We start from the raw sequence: 18,195 nt of genomic DNA, 5'->3' as shown, positions 1-18,195 counted from the left end.
TTCGGTGCTTTGTTGCATGGTCTTCGGTGGCCCTCACCCCAACCCCTCTCCCGCAAGCGGGAGAGGGGCTAAGGAAGAAGACCGTCATACCCGCGAAGGCGGGGACCCAGCGTCGTTGCTCTTGTGCTCGTCATTCCCGCGAAGGCGGGAACCCATGGACGTTGCCCGTTTGCGCGCAACCCGGCCTGAGCGGGCGTTCGACAGGGGCTCAGAAGCGGGAGGTTTATTGACGCCGCCAGCCAATGGGCCGCAGTCTTGCCCCGCCAGCGAAAGCGCCTGGCGTGGGGATCATGGAGACGGCCTTGGACACAGCAACACGTGCGGTGCACCCGCGTACGAAAGGCATCTGGGCAGGATTGATGGCAGTGGGCCTGGTGACAGGCACCGGCGTCGTCGTTGCCGCTGACGACGGCAGCGTCCACCCTGATCTCTGGCCGAAAGTGGCGCGCGCCGTGCCGGTGGACCGTGCGATGGAGCGCCGCATCGATCGCCTGCTGGCGACGATGACCCTGGAAGAGAAGGTCGGGCAGATCGTCCAGGGCGACATCGCCACTCTCACCCCCGAGGACGTGCGCAAATACCGCCTCGGCTCGGTCCTGGCCGGCGGCAACTCCGACCCCGGCGCCAAGTACAACGCACCGCCGGCGGAATGGCTGGCCCTGGCCGACGCCTTCTACGAAGCGTCGATGGACACCAGCGGCGGTGGCAAGCCCATACCGATCCTGTTCGGCATCGACGCCGTGCACGGCCAGAGCAACATCGTCGGTGCCACCGTATTCCCGCACAACGTCGGCCTGGGCGCCGCGCGCGACCCCGCGCTGATCCGCGAGATCGGCCGCGTCACCGCGATCGAAACCCGCGCCACCGGCATGGAGTGGACGTTCGCACCGACCGTGGCTGTGCCGCAGGACGATCGCTGGGGTCGCGCCTACGAAGGCTATTCCGAACAACCGCAGGTGGTGGCCGCGTACTCGGCGGCGATGGTCGAAGGCCTGCAGGGCACGCCCGGCACGCCGGGATTCCTCGACGGCCAGCACGTGATCTCCTCGGTCAAGCACTACGTCGGCGACGGCGGCACGGCCGAGGGCAAGGACCAGGGCGACAACCTGTCCAGCGAACAGGTGCTGCGTGACGTCCACGCGGCCGGTTACCCGCCGGCGGTGGCGATCGGCGCGCAGGCGGTGATGACCTCCTTCAGCAGCTGGCACGGCATCAAGCTGGCCGCGAACAAGGGCCTGATCACCGACGTGCTGAAAAAGCGCATGAACTTCGACGGCTTCGTCGTCACCGACTGGAATGCCCACGGCCAGGTCCCGGGTTGCAGCAACGATGGCTGCCCGCAGGTCGTCGTCGCCGGCATCGACATGTTCATGGCGCCCGACACCTGGAAGCCGGTCTACGAAAGCACGCTCGCAGCCGCACGCTCAGGCGACCTTCCGATGGCGCGCCTGGACGACGCCGTGCGCCGCGTGCTGAGGGTGAAGTATCGCTTGCACCTGTTCGACGCCGGCAAGCCGTCGCAGCGCCCGATCGGTGGCAAGTTTGAGTTGCTCGGCGCACCGGAGCACCGCGCGATCGCGCGCCAGGCCGTGCGCGAATCGCTGGTGCTGCTCAAGAATGCCAACCACGTATTGCCGCTCGACCCCAAGCGCACCCTGCTCGTCGCCGGCGACGGCGCCAACGACATGGGCAAGCAGAGCGGCGGCTGGACCCTCAACTGGCAGGGCGTGGGCAGCACCCGCGCCGACTTCCCCAATGGCCAGACCATCTGGGAAGGACTCGACAGCGCCGTGCGCAGCGCCGGTGGCCACGCCGAACTGGCGATCGATGGCCGTTACACGCGCAAGCCCGACGCCGCCATCGTGGTGTTCGGCGAGGATCCCTACGCCGAGTTCCAGGGCGATATCCCGACCCTCTGGTACAAGCCCGGCGACGACCGCGACCTGGAGCTGATCAAGCGCCTGAAGGCCGAGGGCATCCCGGTGGTGGCGGTGTTCCTCAGCGGCCGGCCACTGTGGATGAACCGCGAGATCAACGCGGCAGACGCGTTTGTCGCCGCCTGGCTGCCCGGCAGCGAAGGCAGCGGCATCGCCGACGTACTGCTGCGCGGAAGCGACGGCAAGGTCGCCCATGACTTCAAGGGTCGGCTCGGATTCTCCTGGCCGCGTCGTGCCGATCAGTACGTCAACAACGTCGGCCAACCGGACTACTCGCCGCAGTTCGCCTTCGGCCACGGCCTGGGCTACGGCGATGACGGCAACCTGGCGATGCTGTCGGAAGAGCCGGGCGTTTCGGCGGCGATGGGACGGCCGGGCGTGTACTACGCCCGTGGCGTGCTGACGCCGGGAATCACCATGCGCCTGCAGGGCGCGACCGCTGCGGCGGTCGATGCACCGGTGTTGCCGGCCGCGTCTGCCGACGGCAGCATCAAGGTGCGCGGGGTCGATCATCTGGCGCAGGAAGACGCACGCCGCATCGAATGGTCCGGCGCCGGCACGGCGACCGTGTCGCTGCAGTCCGATGCCGCCAAGGACCTCACCCGCGAGACCAACGGTGACGTGATGCTGGTACTGACCGTGCGCGTGGATTCGCCGACGCAGGGCGAGGTCTCGATCGGCGTGGGTTGCGGCCCGGGTTGCGGGTCGACGCTGCCGCTCGCCGACACCTTGGCCGGGCTCGAACCCGCGCGCTGGACCACGTTGGGCATCCCGCTCAAGTGCTTCCAGGCCGCCGGCGCCGACATGAGCAAGGTAGACACTGTGTTGACCCTGAAGGCCAAGGGGCCCAGGCAGCTGTCGCTGTCGAAGGTTTCGCTCGGTGCGCAGGGCGATGCGGAGAAGGTGATGGCCTGCGCAACGAAATGATGTAGCACTGTAGGAGCGAGCTTGCTCGCGAACGACGTCTCCGGCAGCCGGTCGCGAGCAAGCTCGCTCCTACATACGTAATCGCGGAGTCGCGGGGAGCCCGATCGCGCGTCCCCGCCATTCACCCCCGCAACATCCACCCCGGTATGGCGAAACAGCGCTGGCCGCAGCGACATCGCTTCGGTATCGTGCCATCAATGAATGCGCCGTCCCCCCATGCCGGCGCGACGGCGCCGACCGCGGCGCCCGCCGCGCGCGTCCTCCGTTACCTCGTCCGCGTGCCACTGCTGGTGTGGCACGTCGTCGTCGACCTGCCGCTGGTGTTGCTGCTGGGCACGCCGCTGACCGCCGGCGTGCGCGTCGGCAACGAGCGACTGGACCACCGCGCGATCCGCGCCTGGTCGGCTGGCCTGATGTGGATCTTCGGCTTCCGCCTGCGCCGCGTCGGCGAACCGCTGCAGGGCGCGGCGATGTTCGTCGCCAACCACGTCAGCTGGATCGACATCGAGACGCTGCACAGCCAGCGCATGATGGGGTTCGTCGCCAAGCGCGAGATCGAAGGCTGGCCCCTGGTCGGCTGGCTCGCCGCGCGCGGCGAAACCATCTTTCATTCGCGCGGCAGCACCGAATCGCTCGGCGGCGTGCTGCACGAGATGCTGGCGCGCCTGCGCGCCGGGCGCTCGGTCGGCGTGTTCCCCGAAGGCGGCACGCGCGGCGGCCGCGAGATCGGCCCGTTCCATGCGCGCATCTTCCTGGCCGCGGTCGAGGCCGGCGTGCCGGTGCAGCCGGTGGCGTTGCGCTATGGCGAGGGCGGCGAGGCCCAGCACGTCGTGGCGTTCCAGCCCGGCGAGAGCTTCCTCGGGAACTTCGTGCGCCTGCTCGGCGAGCCGACGCGGCTGGCCGAGGTGCACTTCCTCGCGCCGATCGCCCCTGGCGAGGCCGACGGACGTCGTCGCATCGCCGATCTGGCCCGATCGCGAATTGTCGAGGCCATGACGGCTTGAGTTGTACGTTTACATCGTCATGGCTTCCGTGAATTAGTGGGCGCACTCGAAATCGTATGGCTATGGTCCCAGGCATGCTGACTGCCGCCGACTACCGACCGCCACGCTGGCTGCGCAACGCGCACATCCAGTCGGCGCTCGGCTCCAGCTCGCTGCGCCGGCGTTACGGCGAGCGCAGCCTGGCCGAACTGGGCGCGGTCAGCACCGAACACCTGATCGACGCCGGCGATGCACGCCTGCACGGCCTCCACAGCGCCATGCCCAACCGCGAGTCGCGTGGCCTGGTGCTGCTGCTGCACGGCTGGGAAGGCAGCGTCGATTCCAGTTACATGCGCCTGACCGCGGTGCAACTGCTCAAGGCCGGCTTCGAGGTGTTCCGCCTCAACTTTCGCGACCACGGCAACACCCACCACCTCAACGAAGGGCTGTTCCACTCCAACCGCATCGACGAGGTCGTACGCGCGGCGGTGGAGGTCTCACGGCGCTTCCCGGGCCGGTCGATGGCCGTGGCCGGTTATTCGCTCGGCGGCAACTTCGCCCTGCGCCTGGCGCTGCGTGCGCCGGCGGCGGGCCTGGAGCTGGCCCACGTCGCCTCGGTCTGCCCGGTGCTGGATCCGGCCCGGACCATGGAATCGATGGAGAACGGCCTGCCGGTCTACCTGTGGTACTTCGAGCGCAAGTGGCGCGACTCGCTGGCGCGCAAGCGCGAGCTGTTCCCGCAGATCCACGCCTTCGACGACCAGGTACTGGGGCTGCGCATGCGCCCGCTGACGCAGTGGATGGTCGAGCGGCACACCGAATTCGGCACGCTCGAGCGCTACTTCGACGGTTACTCGATCGCCGGCGACCGCCTGTCCGCGCTGCAGGTCCCGGCCAGCATCCTGATGGCGCAGGACGATCCGGTCATTCCGGTCGACGGCTTCCATGCGCTGACCCTGCCCGGGACTGCACAACTGGAAATCGCGCCGTGGGGCGGCCATTGCGGCTTCCTCGAGAGCGCCAGCCTGGATGGGTTCGCCGAGCGCTGGATCGCCCAGCGCATGCTTGATGCCGCCGGCTAAGCCGCCCCGCCGGATAGCCCGCGGTGGCCTGAAAACCCGTGCCGCATCCCCGGGTCAGGGCGTCCGCAGCCGCTACAATCGCGGTTTCGTCTGAATCATCGAGCAGTCCATGTACGAACCGATCATTGACGCCCTGCGCCGCGGCGCGGCCAGCGAAGCGCTTACCGCAGCGCGCGAGGCCATCGCCGCCCAGCCGCAGGACGCCAACGCCCACCGCCTGCTGGCCGCGGCCCTGCGCCTGGACGGCGATCGCGAAGGCGCGCTGGCCGCCATCGGCCAGGCCATCGAACTGACGCCGGACGACGCCAACCTGCACCTGGAGCGCGCCGGCCTGCTGCTGAGCGAACGCCAGCTCGACGAAGCGCAGGCGGCACTGGCCCGCACCACCGGCCTGGACCCGAATCAGTTCCCGGCCTACATCATCCAGGCCCATCTGGCGATCGCCCGTGGCGACCTCAACGAGGCCGAGCGCCTGGCCCGCACCGCAGCCCGCATCGCACCCGAGCATCCGCACGTGGCCGCGATCGAAGGCACCCTGGCGCTGCGTCGCGGCGACGCCGATCGCGCCCTGTCGATCCTCAGCAGTGCCTCCGAGCGTGCCCCGGGCGATCGCCAGCTGCGCCACGCGCTCGGCTTCGCCTATCTGGGCAAGGGCCACTTCGCCTTCGCCGAGCAGGCCTTCCGCGGTCTGCTCGAATCCGAGCCGGCCTCGCGCCCGCTGCGCCTGCTCGTCGCCGACCTGCTGCGCCGCCAGTCGCGTCCGGCCGAAGCGGCCGACGAGCTCGCCCCGTTGCTGGAGGGCGATGCCGCCACGCCGGGCATGCAGCGCCTGGTCGGTGAACTGGAACTCGCCGCCGGCCGCAACGAGCGCGCGCTGCAGCTGCTGCGCCAGGCCTTCCTGGCCCAGCCGCTCGATCGCCGCGCCCTGCTGGCGCTGATCGAAGCCTGGCGCCGACTGGCCCTGCGCGACGAGGCCCGCGCCACCCTCGATGCGACCCTGGCCGAACACCCGCAGGCAGCCGACCTGTGGCGGGGGCGCCTGTTGTTCGAGGAGTTCACCGGCGACCAGGCACGCGAGGTGATCGCGCGTTGGCGCGAAGCGATGCCCGATTACGTTCCGGCACTGGAAGCGCAGTCGGCCATGCACGACCAGTCCGGCGAACACGAGCTGGCCTTCGCCGCCGCGCAGCGCATCACTGAGTTGCAGCCGGGACACAGCCTGGCCGAGATGCGGATCATCGACGAACTGCTGCGCCGCGACCCCGACGCCGCGGTCCTGCGCGTGGAAGGCCAACTGGCACAGGCGCAGGATCCGGGCGTCAAGCGCAGCCTGCGCCAGTTGCTGGGCCGCTGCTTCGACGCGGCCGGCCAGCCTGCTGCCGCCGCCGCCACCTGGGCCGAACTGCACGCCGACGTCGTCGCCGAGCGCCTGCCGTTGCCCGAGCCGAGCGCGCCGATCACGCAATGGCCGCCGTTGGCGCCGCAGCCGGAGCCGGCCCCGAGCATGCTGCTGCTGTGGGGTGCACCGGGATCGCTGGTCGAATACATCGGCCTCACCCTGCAGAATTCCGGCGCACCGCTGCTGGTCGACCGTTTCGGCGCGCAGCCGCCGATCGACCCGCTGCAGCGCTACGACACCGTGGCAGGCCTGGTCGACGGCAGCCTCGATCCGGCCTACATGGTCAGCCTGTGGCGTGCGGCGCTGCCTGCGCGCGGCATCCATGACGGTAGCGCCGTCGACTGGCTGCTGTGGTGGGACAACGCCCTGCTGCTGGGTTTGCGCCCGCACCTGCCCGAAGCCGCGCTGATGGTGGCCGTGCGCGATCCCCGCGACATGCTGCTGGACTGGCTCGCCTTCGGTGGGCCGGTGCCGCTCTCCCTGGCCTCGCCGTTGGAAGGCGCGCGCTGGCTGGCCAGGACGATGGCCCAGGTCGCCGATCTCAACGAGCAGGACCTGTTGCCGCATCGCCTGATCAGGATGGACGACGCCACCCCGGCCAGCATCGCCCAGGCCGTCGCCGATGCACTGAGCCAGCGCGTGGCGATCGCGCCGCAGCAGCAGATGGGGCCGCCGCGTTTCGCCGCCGGTCACTGGCGCCGGTTCCGTGAAGCCCTGGCCGAAGAATTCGCGGTGCTGACGCCGGTGGCGCAGCGCCTGGGCTATCCGGCGGACGAGTGAGGTGAGGTGAGCCCTGCGGCCGGACTGTCGTATGGCAGTCCGGTGCGGTGGTGGCGTAGCCTGCGCGGACATTGCACCCGGGCCCGACCGGCCCGGCAAGGAGGACCCCATGTACATCCGCAGTGACAGCTTCGAGCACCGCCAGCGCATCCCGGCCGAATTCGCCGCCGGCCAGGCCACGGCCGACGGCTTTGGATTCGCGCCCAACCGCAATCCACACCTGGCGTGGGGCGAGGCCCCGGCAGGGACGAAATCCTTCGTGCTGCTGTGCGTCGATCCGGATGTGCCGACCGAGCCGGAGATGGTCGGCAAGCCCGGCGTGCTGATCCCGTCCGAGCAGCCGCGCTGCGACTTCGTGCACTGGGCGATGGTCGATATCCCCACGAGCGTCAGCCAGATAGTCGCTGGCAGCTGCAGCGACGGCGTCGTGCCGCACGGCAAGACCCGACCGGCCGGTCCGGCCGGTGCGCGCCAGGGCATGAACGACTACACCGGCTGGTTCGCCGAGGATGCGTCGATGGCCGGCGACTGGTTCGGCTACGACGGCCCGTTCCCGCCGCCGAACGACCTGCGCCTGCACCGCTACTTCTTCCGCCTGTTCGCCCTCGACATCGACCACCTGCCGGTGCCGGACCGCTTCACCGCCGCGCAGGCGATCAAGGCCATGCACGGGCACGTCCTGGACGAAGTGGCGATCTACGGCACCTATTCGCTCAATCCGGCCGTCAAGGACTGACGGCCCGCTGCGGCGGCGGCGACCTACTTGCGTGCAGCCGCCACGTCCTCCGACTCGACCACCATGTCGAGCACATAGGCAATCGAGGAGCCATCGGCCGGCGGGTTCTTGATCGTGTAGCGCTTCACCCGCACGACGTTGCGCACGCCGTCGGTGTGCGCGTAGCCCTCGATGTCCTGGTACAGCGGCTGCCAGTCGCCGGGCGTGCCGGTCTTGATCCCGCGCTCGTCGTAGTGGAGTTCGCGCACCTGCAGGCACTGCTTGTTCGGGATCAGCGGGTGGCTGCAGGGCTTGGCCTGGGCAGCGACTTCGAGGAACACGGTCTCGCCCGGTCCGCCGTAACGCGTTTCGGCGGTGGCCTCGCCGCGGAACGTCAGCACCTCGCCGTCGGCGGAGGTCAACGTCAGTTGCGGTTCGGCGTCGCTGCGCAGCGCGATCGTCTGCGGTGCTTCCAGGCGCTTGCCGATGGCTTGGTCGAGCGCCATCAGCTTCGGGTCGGTGCAGGCCATCAGCGTGGCGGCCAGGCGCGCCACCTGCAGGCGGTCACCGGCGATCGTGTAGCCGCCACTCATGCGGTTGCAGGCGTTGCCGACGCTGACGCGGCCGTCGCGGAAATCGAGCTGCAACGGCTTGTCGGCGCGGGCAAACAACGCCTCGATGCGTTGACCCTTGGCATCGACCGCCTGCGCGAGCTGCCAGTGCTGGCTGGCCAGCGCGGTTTCGTCGATCGACGCGGCCGGCGCGCTGGTCGCCACCGGTGCCGGCGTGGCGGATGGCGCGGTTGCCTCCGGAGGGGTCGGCGCCTTGGCGCAAGCGGCGAGGGCCAGGGGAAGGGCAAGCAGCATCAGTCGGTTCATTGCGGTCTCCATTGCGGGTGCCAATGGAAACGCAGCCATGCCTAAAACGGGGTGAAGGCGCGCCGCTGCACGCCAGTGCGGATTCACAAGTGCGTGTTCAGCTACCGGTCGGAACCAGCAACAGCAGCGCCGCGCCCAGCACGAAGCGATAGATCGCGAACGCGGTGAAGCGGTGGCTCTGGATGTAGTGCAGCAGCCACTTCACGGCCACGAACGCGGTGATCGCCGAGGCGACGAAGGCCACTGCCAGCGCGGTCCAGTCCTCGTGCGCGGCTTCGCCGTTGCCCAGCACGTCCACCAATTCGTACGCGGTCGCCGCGAACATGGTCGGGATGCCGACCAGGAACGCGAACTCGGTGGCCGCCGCGCGCGAGGTCGTACCGGCCAGCAGCGCGACGAAGATCGTCGCCGCCGAGCGCGAAGTACCCGGGAACACACCGGCCACGACCTGGGCGATGCCGACCAGGATCGCCACCGTCCAGGTGATGGCGGCGCGTTCGCCGAGCTTGTCGGCGCGCTTGGCGGCGAAATGCTCGGCCGCGATCATCCACACGCCGCCGAGCACCAGCGCCCACGCAATCGGGGTCACCTGGTCGGGCAGTTCGAAGCCGAGCTTCTTGACCACGATGCCGAGCACCGCGGTCACGCCGAACGCCGCGGCGAGCTTGAATGCGTAGTCGCGCGCCTGCGCCGGGGTCAGCGCCATGCCGGCCGGGCTGTGCTCGGCGCTGGCGCGGTGGCCGATGAAGCCCATCGCCAGGTCCCACAGCCGTTGCCGGTAGATCAGCACCACCGCGAGGATCGCGCCGGCCTGGATCGAGATGTTGAACAGATCGCTGCGGTGCCCGAGCCAGCGTTCGGCAATCAGCAGATGGCCGGTGCTGGAGATCGGCAGGAACTCGGTGATGCCTTCGATGATGCCGAGCAGCAGTGCGGCGAACAGGTCAGTCATGCAGTGGGCCGGTCAGGAGGTTGCGGGACGCTGAGGCGCGCGAACGCGGCAGCATACCGGATCGAGGTTTGCACCTTGCTGAAGCAACGGCACTCAAAAGCGCACCATGATGGTGCGGCCCGGTTCGGGGCCTGCCCGTGCCCCTATGGAATTCAGCGGGTTACGAGCAGCCAGAAGTTGGCACGTTCATTGCTTCGTAATAGACAAGTGCGGCCAACGCGGCCGGCTTTTCCACTGCCATCCCCTGTCCCGGAGTACCCATGTCGCTCGAACACGTAGAAAAGCTGATCAAGGACCACAAGGTCGAATTCGTCGACCTGCGCTTCGTCGACATGCGCGGCGTGCAGCACCACGTGACCTTCCCCAAGTCGATCGTCGAGCCGGCCCTGTTCGAGGACGGCAAGATGTTCGACGGCTCCTCGATCAGCGGCTGGAAGGGCATCAACGAGTCCGACATGGTGCTCCTGCCCGATGCCAGCACCGCGTTCCTGGACCCGTTCACCGCCGACCCGACGCTGGTGCTGACCTGCGACATCCTCGACCCGGCGACCATGCAGGCCTACTCGCGCGATCCGCGCGGCGTCGCCAAGCGCGCCGAGGCCTTCCTCAAGTCCAGCGGCATCGCCGACCAGGCCTTCTTCGGCCCGGAACCGGAATTCTTCATCTTCGACTCGGTCCGCTTCGCCAATGACATGGGCCACACCTTCTTCCACATCGACTCGGAAGAAGCGCACTGGAACTCCGGCCGCGAGTACGACGGTGGCAACACCGGCTACCGCCCGATGGTGAAGGGCGGCTACTTCCCGGTGGCCCCCCTCGATTCGCTGCACGACCTGCGTGCCGAGATGTGCAAGACGCTGGAACTGGTCGGCATGGAAGTGGAAGTGCACCACCACGAAGTGGCCAACGCCGGCCAGTGCGAGATCGGCACCAAGTTCAACTCGCTGGTGAAGAAGGCCGACGAGCTGATGACGATGAAGTACGTCATCAAGAACGTCGCCCACCGCAACGGCAAGACCGCGACCTTCATGCCCAAGCCGATCGTCGGCGACAACGGCAGCGGCATGCACGTGCACCAGTCGCTGGCCAAGGGCGGCGTCAACCTGTTCACCGGCGACGGCTACGGCGGCCTGTCGCAGATGGCGCTGTGGTACATCGGCGGCATCTTCAAGCACGCCCGCGCGATCAACGCCTTCACCAACTCCGGTACCAACAGCTACAAGCGCCTGGTGCCGGGCTTCGAAGCGCCGGTGATGCTGGCCTACTCGGCCCGTAACCGTTCGGCCAGCTGCCGCATCCCGTTCGTGTCCAACCCGAAGGCGCGCCGCATCGAGATCCGCTTCCCGGATCCGATCCAGTCGGGCTACCTGACCTTCGCCGCGCTGATGATGGCCGGCCTGGACGGCATCAAGAACCAGATCGACCCGGGCGCACCGAGCGACAAGGACCTCTACGACCTGCCGCCGGAAGAAGAGAAGAACATCCCGACCGTGTGCCACAGCCTCGACCAGGCGCTGGAAGCACTCGACAAGGATCGCGACTTCCTCAAGGCCGGCGGCGTGTTCACCGACGACTTCATCGACGGCTACATCGCGCTGAAGATGCAGGAAGTGACCCGCTTCCGCGCGGCCACGCACCCGCTCGAATACCAGATGTACTACACCGTCTGACGCAACGAAGCTCCCTCCCCTGCGAAAGCAGGGGAGGGTTGGGGAGGGGTGCTCTTCGCCTGATGGCCCGAGCATCCGCGGCGCTCCGCGCCGCGACCCCCTCCCAACCTCCCCCTGCAAGCAGGGGGAGGGGCCGGAACCAACGCTTCAACCAATCCACGAGGTAACCCGAATCGACGGGCTGCGCCCGCCGCAAGGCGAAGTGCGTCCCAGTGATGGCGCGGGAGACGACACCAACGTCCGCGTTGCAAGAGCACGAAGCAATGACCGGGGAGGGGCCACCGCTTATGAGGAGCCTGCGTCATGTCGTCTCGAACCACTGCAAGCAAGACCTGCGCTGCAACCGTCGTCTCCATGGCGCTCGCTGGCCTGGGGATCGTGAACGCACACGCCGGCACGTCCGGCTCACTGGCGTTGACCAGTGATTACCTTTTCCGCGGCATCTCGCAGAACAACCAGGAACCGGCCCTGCAGGGTGGCATCGAATATGCCGCCGACAGCGGCTTCTACGTCGGCACCTGGGGCAGCAACGTCAGCTGGCTGTCGGACACGGTGGTGGATCCCGACTCGATCTCCAACAGCGTCGAGCTCGACTTCTACGGTGGCTACCGTGGCAAGTTCGGCGAGAGCGTGGGCTTCGATGTCGGCGCGTTGTACTACTGGTATCCCGGCGACTATCCCTCGGGCTTCAACAGCCCCGACACCGGCGAGCTCTACTTCGGCATCAGCGCCGGGGTGTTCTCCGCCAAGTACTCCTATGCCCTGACCGATCTGTTCGGCTACGCCGATTCGGACGGCAGCGGCTATCTCGACGCCGCGGTGAACTGGGAGTTCGTGCCGACCTGGACGCTCAACGCCCATGCCGGCAAGCAGTGGATCGAGAACAACGAGGACTTCGAGTACGTCGACTGGAAGCTCGGCGTCACCAAGTCCTTCGACGGCGGCTTCGCCATCGCCCTGGCCTACCTCGACACCGACGCGGAAGAGGCGCTCTACACCAACCGCTACGGCAACTACCTCGGCGACGACACCGTGGTGCTGACCCTCACCAAGACCTTCTGAGGCAGGGCGCACCCCAGATGACCCATCCCACACGAGCCATCCAGACCCACGGAGCTGCGAGATGAAACTGATCACCGCGATCATCCGGCCGTTCAAGCTCGACGAGGTGCGCGAAGCGCTCACCGAAGTCGGCGTGTCCGGCATCACCGTCACCGAAGTAAAGGGTTTCGGCCGACAGAAAGGCCACACCGAGCTCTATCGCGGTGCCGAGTACGTCGTCGACTTCCTGCCCAAGCTCAAGGTCGAGTGTGCCGTTGCCGAATCGATCCTCGATACGGCCCTGGAAGCCCTGCAGGCCGCCGCGCGCACGGGCAAGGTAGGTGACGGCAAGATTTTTGTTCAAGCGCTGGAGCACACGGTGCGCATCCGCACCGGCGAGCTCGATGACGATGCGTTGTGAGGGTGACGCACATGGACACGACGCTCAGACCAGACCTGACGAAGCCGTCATCCCCGCGCAGGCGGGGACCCAGTGACGCTGCTTCGCCCATCACCGCCATCGAGAGGAACGTCGACGTGACAAGTTCAACGACACTGGGTTCCCGCCTTCGCGGGAATGACGGGGGGCCGGCGTCGCCTCCCACCGATCGCAGCCGCATGGTCGACGCCTTCCGCCAGCCGCGCCTGCTGGCAGCCTTGGCCATGCTGACACTGCCCGGACTCGCTCTCGCGCAGGATGCCGCCGCCGCGGCCGCACCGGTGGCCAACAAGGGCGACGTCGCCTGGCTGCTGACCTGTGCGGCGCTCGTGATCTTCATGACGCTGCCCGGGTTGGCGCTGTTCTACGGCGGCCTGGTGCGCAGCAAGAACGTCCTGTCGGTGCTGATGCAGTGCTTGCTGGTGTTCTCGCTGGTGGCGGTGTTGTGGGCGCTGTACGGTTACTCGCTGGCCTTCACCACCGGCAACGCCTTCATCGGCGGCTGGGATCGCCTGTTCGCCAAGGGCCTGGACGCCACGGCGATGGGCGCTACCTTCACCAAGGGCGTGTACATCCCGGAGCTGGTGTTCTTCGTGTTCCAGGGCGCCTTCGCCTGCATCACCTGTGCACTGATCGTCGGCGCGTTCGCCGAGCGGGTGAAGTTCGCCGGGGTGATGCTGTTCACCGTGCTCTGGTTCACCTTCGCCTACGCGCCGATGGCACACATGGTGTGGTTCTTCCCGGGTCCGGATGCGTTCACCGGCAATGATGTCGTGCCGGGCGTGCTGGCCCAGTCCGGCTTCCTGTTTGCCAAGGGGGCGCTGGACTTCGCCGGTGGCACGGTGGTGCACATCAACGCCGCGGTCGCAGGCCTGGTCGGCTCGTACGTGATCGGCAAGCGGGTGGGCTATGGGCGCGAGGCGATCAAGCCGCACAACCTGACCCAGACCATGGTCGGTGCCTCGATCCTGTGGGTGGGCTGGTTCGGCTTCAACGCCGGTTCCGCGCTGGAAGCCAACGCGGTCGCTGCGCAGGCCTTCGTCAACACCTTCCTCGCCACCGCAGCGGCGGTGCTGGGCTGGACGGCGGTGGAGTGGATCAGCAAGGGCAAGCCGTCGATGCTGGGTGCAGCATCGGGCGCCGTGGCCGGACTGGTCGCAATCACGCCCGCGGCCGGCTTCGTCGGCATCTGCGGCGCGTTGATCATCGGCGCGCTCGCCGGCGCGGTGTGCCTGTGGGGAGTGAACGGACTCAAGCGCCTGCTGGGTGCCGACGACGCACTGGACGTGTTCGGCGTGCACGGGATCGGCGGCATCCTCGGTGCGCTGCTCACCGGCGTGTTCGCCTCGCCGGCGCTCGGCGGTGCGGGCCTGTGGGACTACGTCACCGAGACCGCGTTGCCGGAGTACTCCATCGCTTCGCAGGTGTGGATCCAGCTGCAGGGCGTGCTGGTGACGGTGGTGCTGTCGGGCGTGGTCGCGCTGGTGGCCTTCCTGATCGTGAAGTACACGGTCGGCCTGCGCGTATCGGAAGAGTCCGAGCGCGAAGGACTCGACATCACCTCGCACGGTGAATCGGCGTACGAGAACTGATGCCCAAGCCCCTCTCCCACAAAGGGGGAGGGGCAACATCAAGATCAGGAGCACAACGCCCTCCCCTTCAAGGGGAGGGTTGGGAGGGGATGGGTGCCCGGGCTACGGCACCCTGTCGACCGCGAACCTGGATTTACGCCCGCCGCCGAGCAACCTCACTCACCGCCGCAATCCCCAGCGTCAGCCCCAGCATCGACAGGAACTGGATCCGCGTATCGGATCCCGACAGCAACAGCAGGAAGATCAACCCCAGGATCGCCAGCGCGATCACCGTCAGATACGGAAAGCCACGCATCCGGAACGGCAGCCGCGTACCGGCACGATCGGCGCGGCGACGCAGGATCAGCTGCGACACCAGTGAAATCGTCCACACCAGCAGGCAAGTCGATCCAACCACGTTGAGCAGCACCGGCAGCACCTTGCCCGGGTAGCGCAGCTCCAGCGCGGTGGCGATGAAGCCGAACACCACGCACGACAGCACCGCCGCCACCGGCACATGGCGAGCGTTCACCTGCGCCAGCCAGCGCGGTGCCTCGGCGCGCTCGGCCAGCGAATGGATCATGCGCGAGGCGCCGTAGAGGTTGGCGTTGAGTGCGGACAGCAGCGCGATCACCGCGATCAACGTGATCGCCGTCGCCGCGCCGGGAATTTTCGCCGCCTCCAGCACCGCCGCGAACGGCGACGACAGCGCCGGGCTCGTCCACGGCACCACCGCGATGATCACGCTCAGCGAGCCGATGTAGAACACCAGGATGCGCCAAGCCACGGTGCGGATCGCGCGGGCGATGCTGCGCTCGGGATCCTGGGTCTCGGCCGCGGCGACGGCGACGATCTCGGTGCCGCCGAAGGCGAACACCACCACCAGCAGCGCCGCACCGATCCCGGCCAGGCCCTTGGGCGCGAAGCCGCCATGGTCGACGAAGTTCGACAGGCCCGGCGAGGCGACCTCGGGCAGCAGGCCCAGCAGCAGCGCGACGCCGATCAGGATGAAGGCGACGATCGCCACGACCTTGAGGATCGCGAACCAGAACTCGAACTCGCCGAAATTCTTCACGCCCATCAGGTTGATGGCGGTGAAGAACAGCATGAAGGTCAGCGACGCCAGCGGCACCGACAACGAAGGCCACACCGTCGCCAGCAATCCGGCGGCGCCGACCGATTCGGCGGCGATCACGATCACCAGCTGCGCCCACCACAACCAGCCCACCGTCGCGCCGGCGGTCGCGCCCATCGCATCGGCGGCATACACCGAAAACGCGCCGCTGGCCGGTTTGGCCGCAGCCATCTCGCCGAGGGCGTTCATCACGATGATCACCAGCGCGCCGGCGACCAGGTACGAAATCAGCACCGCCGGTCCGGCCGCCTGCACGCCTACGCCGGAACCGAGGAACAGGCCGGCGCCGATCGCGCTGCCCAGTCCCATCATGATCAGCTGCCGGGGTTTGAGCGCGTGGCTGAGCTGAGTCGTTGCGATGGCTGGAGTGGCGGGAGCGGGCATCAACGATTCCGGGCAGCGGTCGGGCGGACACAATAGCGTGTCCGGCGCCTGCCGCATTGACCGACCGCACTGCCATCGGTTGCGTAGGAGCGAGCTTGCTCGCGAACAGGCACATCCGCACGCCATTCGCGAGCAAGCTCGCTCCTACGCATGGCACAGGCTATCTGGGCTTGGCCAGCGGGACGGTCGATCCTGCCGGGCGATCCAGGCGCGGTCGTCCCTCATCCGTCCAGTACACGCGCTGGATCCGCGGCGAGCGCTTGGCGGTGCACTTCATGTCCGGGCCGGGATTGGCGTGATAGACGATCCAGGTCTCGTCGCCCCTGGCCGACTGGAAGAAGCCGTTGTGCCCCGGCGCGTAGACGCCGCGCTGCGGATCCTTGGCCAGGATCGGCGCCGTCGCCTTTGTCCAGGCCGACGCATCGAGTGGATCGCTGCCGGGCGCGGCGCGCAGCAGGCCGATCGCATAGTCGTCGGACCAGCAGGCACTGCCCGAGTACGACAGGAACAGGTCGCCCTTCGGACCGGCCAGGAACTCCGGGCCTTCGAGGATCTGCCGACCGCCCTGGCGTTCCCAGGCCTGGTCGGGGCGGGCGATGATGGTTTCCGCGCCGGTCAGCGTCCACGGATCGGACATCCGCACGATCGCCAGCACGCTGTCGGGCCCGACATACGGCGAGTAGATGAAGTAGCGCTTGCCGCCGTGGGCGAACGTGGTGCCGTCGATGCCCGTGTGCGCCGTCTTGAGGCGGCCGCGGTCGATCCACTTGCCCCGGGTCGGATCATCGCCTGGGTTCTCGAGCACGAAGATGCCGCGATGGGCATCTTCGTCGTGACCGCTCGCTGCGGCCGTGTAGTAGATGTACCAGCGCCTGCCGATGCGGTGGAGTTCGGGCGCCCATATCGATATCGCGTTCGGCCCGGTGGCCGGCGGCCGCCACACCGTGACCTCCGGCGCATCGGCCAGGCGAGTGAGGTCGGTGGTCTTGCGGATCGCCAGTCGGTCGCCGAGCGTGTTCATGTAGAAGTAGGCGTCGCCGTCGCGGACGATCCACGGGTCCGGTCCGGATGGCAGCAACGGATTGACGAAGGTATCGACATCGGCCGCCTGCGCGGCCGCGGCGCAGAGCACCAGCAGGCCTGCCGCCAGCCGCGTCATGCAGTGGGACATCGGCGCATCTCCTTTGTTGTGGCATGTCGGCGCCCGTCGGCCAGCGCAGGCTCGCCGGGGTTGCTTGCGAGCAGCAGACCTAATCATATAATCCGACAAATTCAAAGTTGCGCCGCAACAGGCGGCGGACTGCGACGTCGCGAGTCTTCAGCGCCTGCCAACCACACGAGTCCAAGCATGAGCGAGACGCACGCCGACGCCATCGTCGGCATCAACTGGGGCAGTTCCAACTTCCGCGCCTATCTCATCGCGCCTGGTGGCCAGGTGCGCGACTCGCTGGAGGCGGCCGCCGGAGTTGCGACCCTCACGCGCGACGGCATGGCCGGGATGGCAGCGCAGGTCCGCGCGCGATGGCCGCAGGTCGCGCGCGTGTACGCGGCGGGCATGATCGGCTCCAACATCGGCTGGGCCGACGCAGGCTACGTCGATTGCCCGGCCGGCCTGCAGCAGCTCCGAGGCGGCTTGCTGCCGGTCAGCATCGGCGGTCTGGAGGCCGCGATCGTGCCCGGCCTCGCCTGCGTGCGCAGTGGCGACGGCGCACCGGACATCATGCGCGGCGAAGAAACCGAACTGTTCGGGCTGCTCGCCGCCGGCCAGCTTGGCGACGCGCCGGTCGTGGCGCTTCCGGGCACGCACACCAAATGGGTGCGCATGCACGAAGGCCGGGTGAGTGAGTTCATGACGGCGATGTCGGGCGAGATCTTCGACCGCTTGACCGCAACTGGACTGCTCTCCTCCATCGTCGAGGAGGGCGCCGCCGCCGATGGGCCGGCATTCCGCGACGGCGTGCGCAATGCGGTCGATCGCAAGCTGGGGCTGGGCGCGCTGCTGTTCGGCGCGCGCGCGCGCGTGATCCGCGGCGCACTCGCGCGCAAGGACGCCGGCGCATACCTGCGCGGCGTACTCATCGGATCGGAAATCGCCGATGCCCTGGCGCTGTATCCGCAAATGCGCACCGCGACGCTGCCGCTGGTGGGCTCGGCGGCGGTCAGTGCGCTGTACCAGGCAGCGTTGGCGGAGCTGGGCATCGCCTCACGCCCGGTGGCCTCGGCCGATGCGGTCGTACGCGGATTCCTCGAGATCGACGCGCTCTGCCGGTCATCGCGCCCGGCCTGATCGCGTTGCGGGTTG

14 protein-coding genes are annotated in these 18,195 nt (G+C 68.2%); 10 read left to right on the top strand and 4 right to left on the bottom strand.

All coding sequences use genetic code 11. From position 1 onward, the window contains the following. Positions 1-359: 359 nt before the first annotated feature. The 5 genes from AC3A3X_RS11025 (at position 360) to AC3A3X_RS11005 (ending at position 7,844) form a co-directional block, all read left to right on the top strand. Positions 360-2,864, top strand: coding sequence for a glycoside hydrolase family 3 protein (locus AC3A3X_RS11025; protein WP_487583072.1), 2,505 nt, complete (start codon positions 360-362; stop codon positions 2,862-2,864). Positions 2,865-3,061: 197 nt separating this feature from the next. Next, positions 3,062-3,868: a lysophospholipid acyltransferase family protein gene (locus AC3A3X_RS11020; protein ID WP_487583070.1), complete on the top strand. Its 807-nt coding sequence runs from the start codon at positions 3,062-3,064 to the stop codon at positions 3,866-3,868. A 74-nt stretch (positions 3,869-3,942) separates the two neighbouring features. Next, positions 3,943-4,929, top strand: coding sequence for a YheT family hydrolase (locus AC3A3X_RS11015; protein WP_487583069.1), 987 nt, complete (start codon positions 3,943-3,945; stop codon positions 4,927-4,929). Between the two features lie 109 nt (positions 4,930-5,038). Continuing rightward, positions 5,039-7,108 carry a tetratricopeptide repeat protein gene (locus tag AC3A3X_RS11010; RefSeq protein WP_487583068.1) on the top strand — a complete coding sequence of 690 codons (2,070 nt, stop codon included), beginning with the start codon at positions 5,039-5,041 and terminating at the stop codon, positions 7,106-7,108. A gap of 109 nt (positions 7,109-7,217) precedes the next feature. Continuing rightward, the gene (locus AC3A3X_RS11005; RefSeq protein ID WP_487583067.1) at positions 7,218-7,844 is read left to right on the top strand and encodes a YbhB/YbcL family Raf kinase inhibitor-like protein; all 627 of its coding nucleotides are present in this window, start codon (positions 7,218-7,220) and stop codon (positions 7,842-7,844) included. A gap of 23 nt (positions 7,845-7,867) precedes the next feature. On the opposite strand, the gene AC3A3X_RS11000 is transcribed toward AC3A3X_RS11005, so the two are convergent. Together AC3A3X_RS11000 and AC3A3X_RS10995 are read right to left on the bottom strand one after the other, a co-directional pair. After that, on the bottom strand, positions 7,868-8,701 hold the full coding sequence (locus tag AC3A3X_RS11000; RefSeq protein WP_487583066.1) for an META domain-containing protein: 834 nt from the start codon (positions 8,699-8,701) through the stop codon (positions 7,868-7,870). A gap of 97 nt (positions 8,702-8,798) precedes the next feature. Continuing rightward, a complete protein-coding gene (locus AC3A3X_RS10995) occupies positions 8,799-9,653 on the bottom strand; it encodes an undecaprenyl-diphosphate phosphatase (RefSeq protein ID WP_487583065.1) in 855 nt (284 codons plus the stop codon). Between the two features lie 260 nt (positions 9,654-9,913). On the opposite strand from AC3A3X_RS10995, the gene glnA reads away from it, so the two are divergent. The 4 genes from glnA to AC3A3X_RS10975 all read left to right on the top strand — a co-directional run bounded on the left by glnA (position 9,914) and on the right by AC3A3X_RS10975 (position 14,395). Continuing rightward, positions 9,914-11,323, top strand: a complete 1,410-nt coding sequence (gene glnA / locus AC3A3X_RS10990) for a type I glutamate--ammonia ligase (protein ID WP_487583064.1) — start codon at positions 9,914-9,916, stop codon at positions 11,321-11,323. 303 nt (positions 11,324-11,626) lie between these two features. Then, a complete protein-coding gene (locus AC3A3X_RS10985; protein ID WP_487583063.1) occupies positions 11,627-12,385 on the top strand; it encodes a TorF family putative porin in 759 nt (252 codons plus the stop codon). 61 nt (positions 12,386-12,446) lie between these two features. Continuing rightward, positions 12,447-12,785, top strand: coding sequence for a P-II family nitrogen regulator (locus AC3A3X_RS10980; RefSeq protein WP_487583062.1), 339 nt, complete (start codon positions 12,447-12,449; stop codon positions 12,783-12,785). 242 nt (positions 12,786-13,027) lie between these two features. Then, positions 13,028-14,395, top strand: a complete 1,368-nt coding sequence (locus tag AC3A3X_RS10975; protein ID WP_487583071.1) for an ammonium transporter — start codon at positions 13,028-13,030, stop codon at positions 14,393-14,395. Positions 14,396-14,528: 133 nt separating this feature from the next. Here the strand turns inward: AC3A3X_RS10975 and AC3A3X_RS10970 are convergent, their stop codons facing one another. Together AC3A3X_RS10970 and AC3A3X_RS10965 are read right to left on the bottom strand one after the other, a co-directional pair. Further along, the gene (locus tag AC3A3X_RS10970; RefSeq protein WP_487583061.1) at positions 14,529-15,893 is read right to left on the bottom strand and encodes an amino acid permease; all 1,365 of its coding nucleotides are present in this window, start codon (positions 15,891-15,893) and stop codon (positions 14,529-14,531) included. Positions 15,894-16,053: 160 nt separating this feature from the next. Then, on the bottom strand, positions 16,054-17,064 hold the full coding sequence (locus AC3A3X_RS10965) for a glycoside hydrolase family 43 protein (protein ID WP_487583060.1): 1,011 nt from the start codon (positions 17,062-17,064) through the stop codon (positions 16,054-16,056). Positions 17,065-17,241: 177 nt separating this feature from the next. On the opposite strand from AC3A3X_RS10965, the gene AC3A3X_RS10960 reads away from it, so the two are divergent. Then, positions 17,242-18,180: a 2-dehydro-3-deoxygalactonokinase gene (locus AC3A3X_RS10960; protein WP_487583059.1), complete on the top strand. Its 939-nt coding sequence runs from the start codon at positions 17,242-17,244 to the stop codon at positions 18,178-18,180. Positions 18,181-18,195 lie beyond the last annotated feature (15 nt).

Source organism: Lysobacter sp. Soil_N_23, assembly GCF_057656135.1.
The sequence above is the reverse complement of the archived record's forward strand: the minus strand, read 5'-3'. Positions and strand labels throughout refer to the sequence as shown.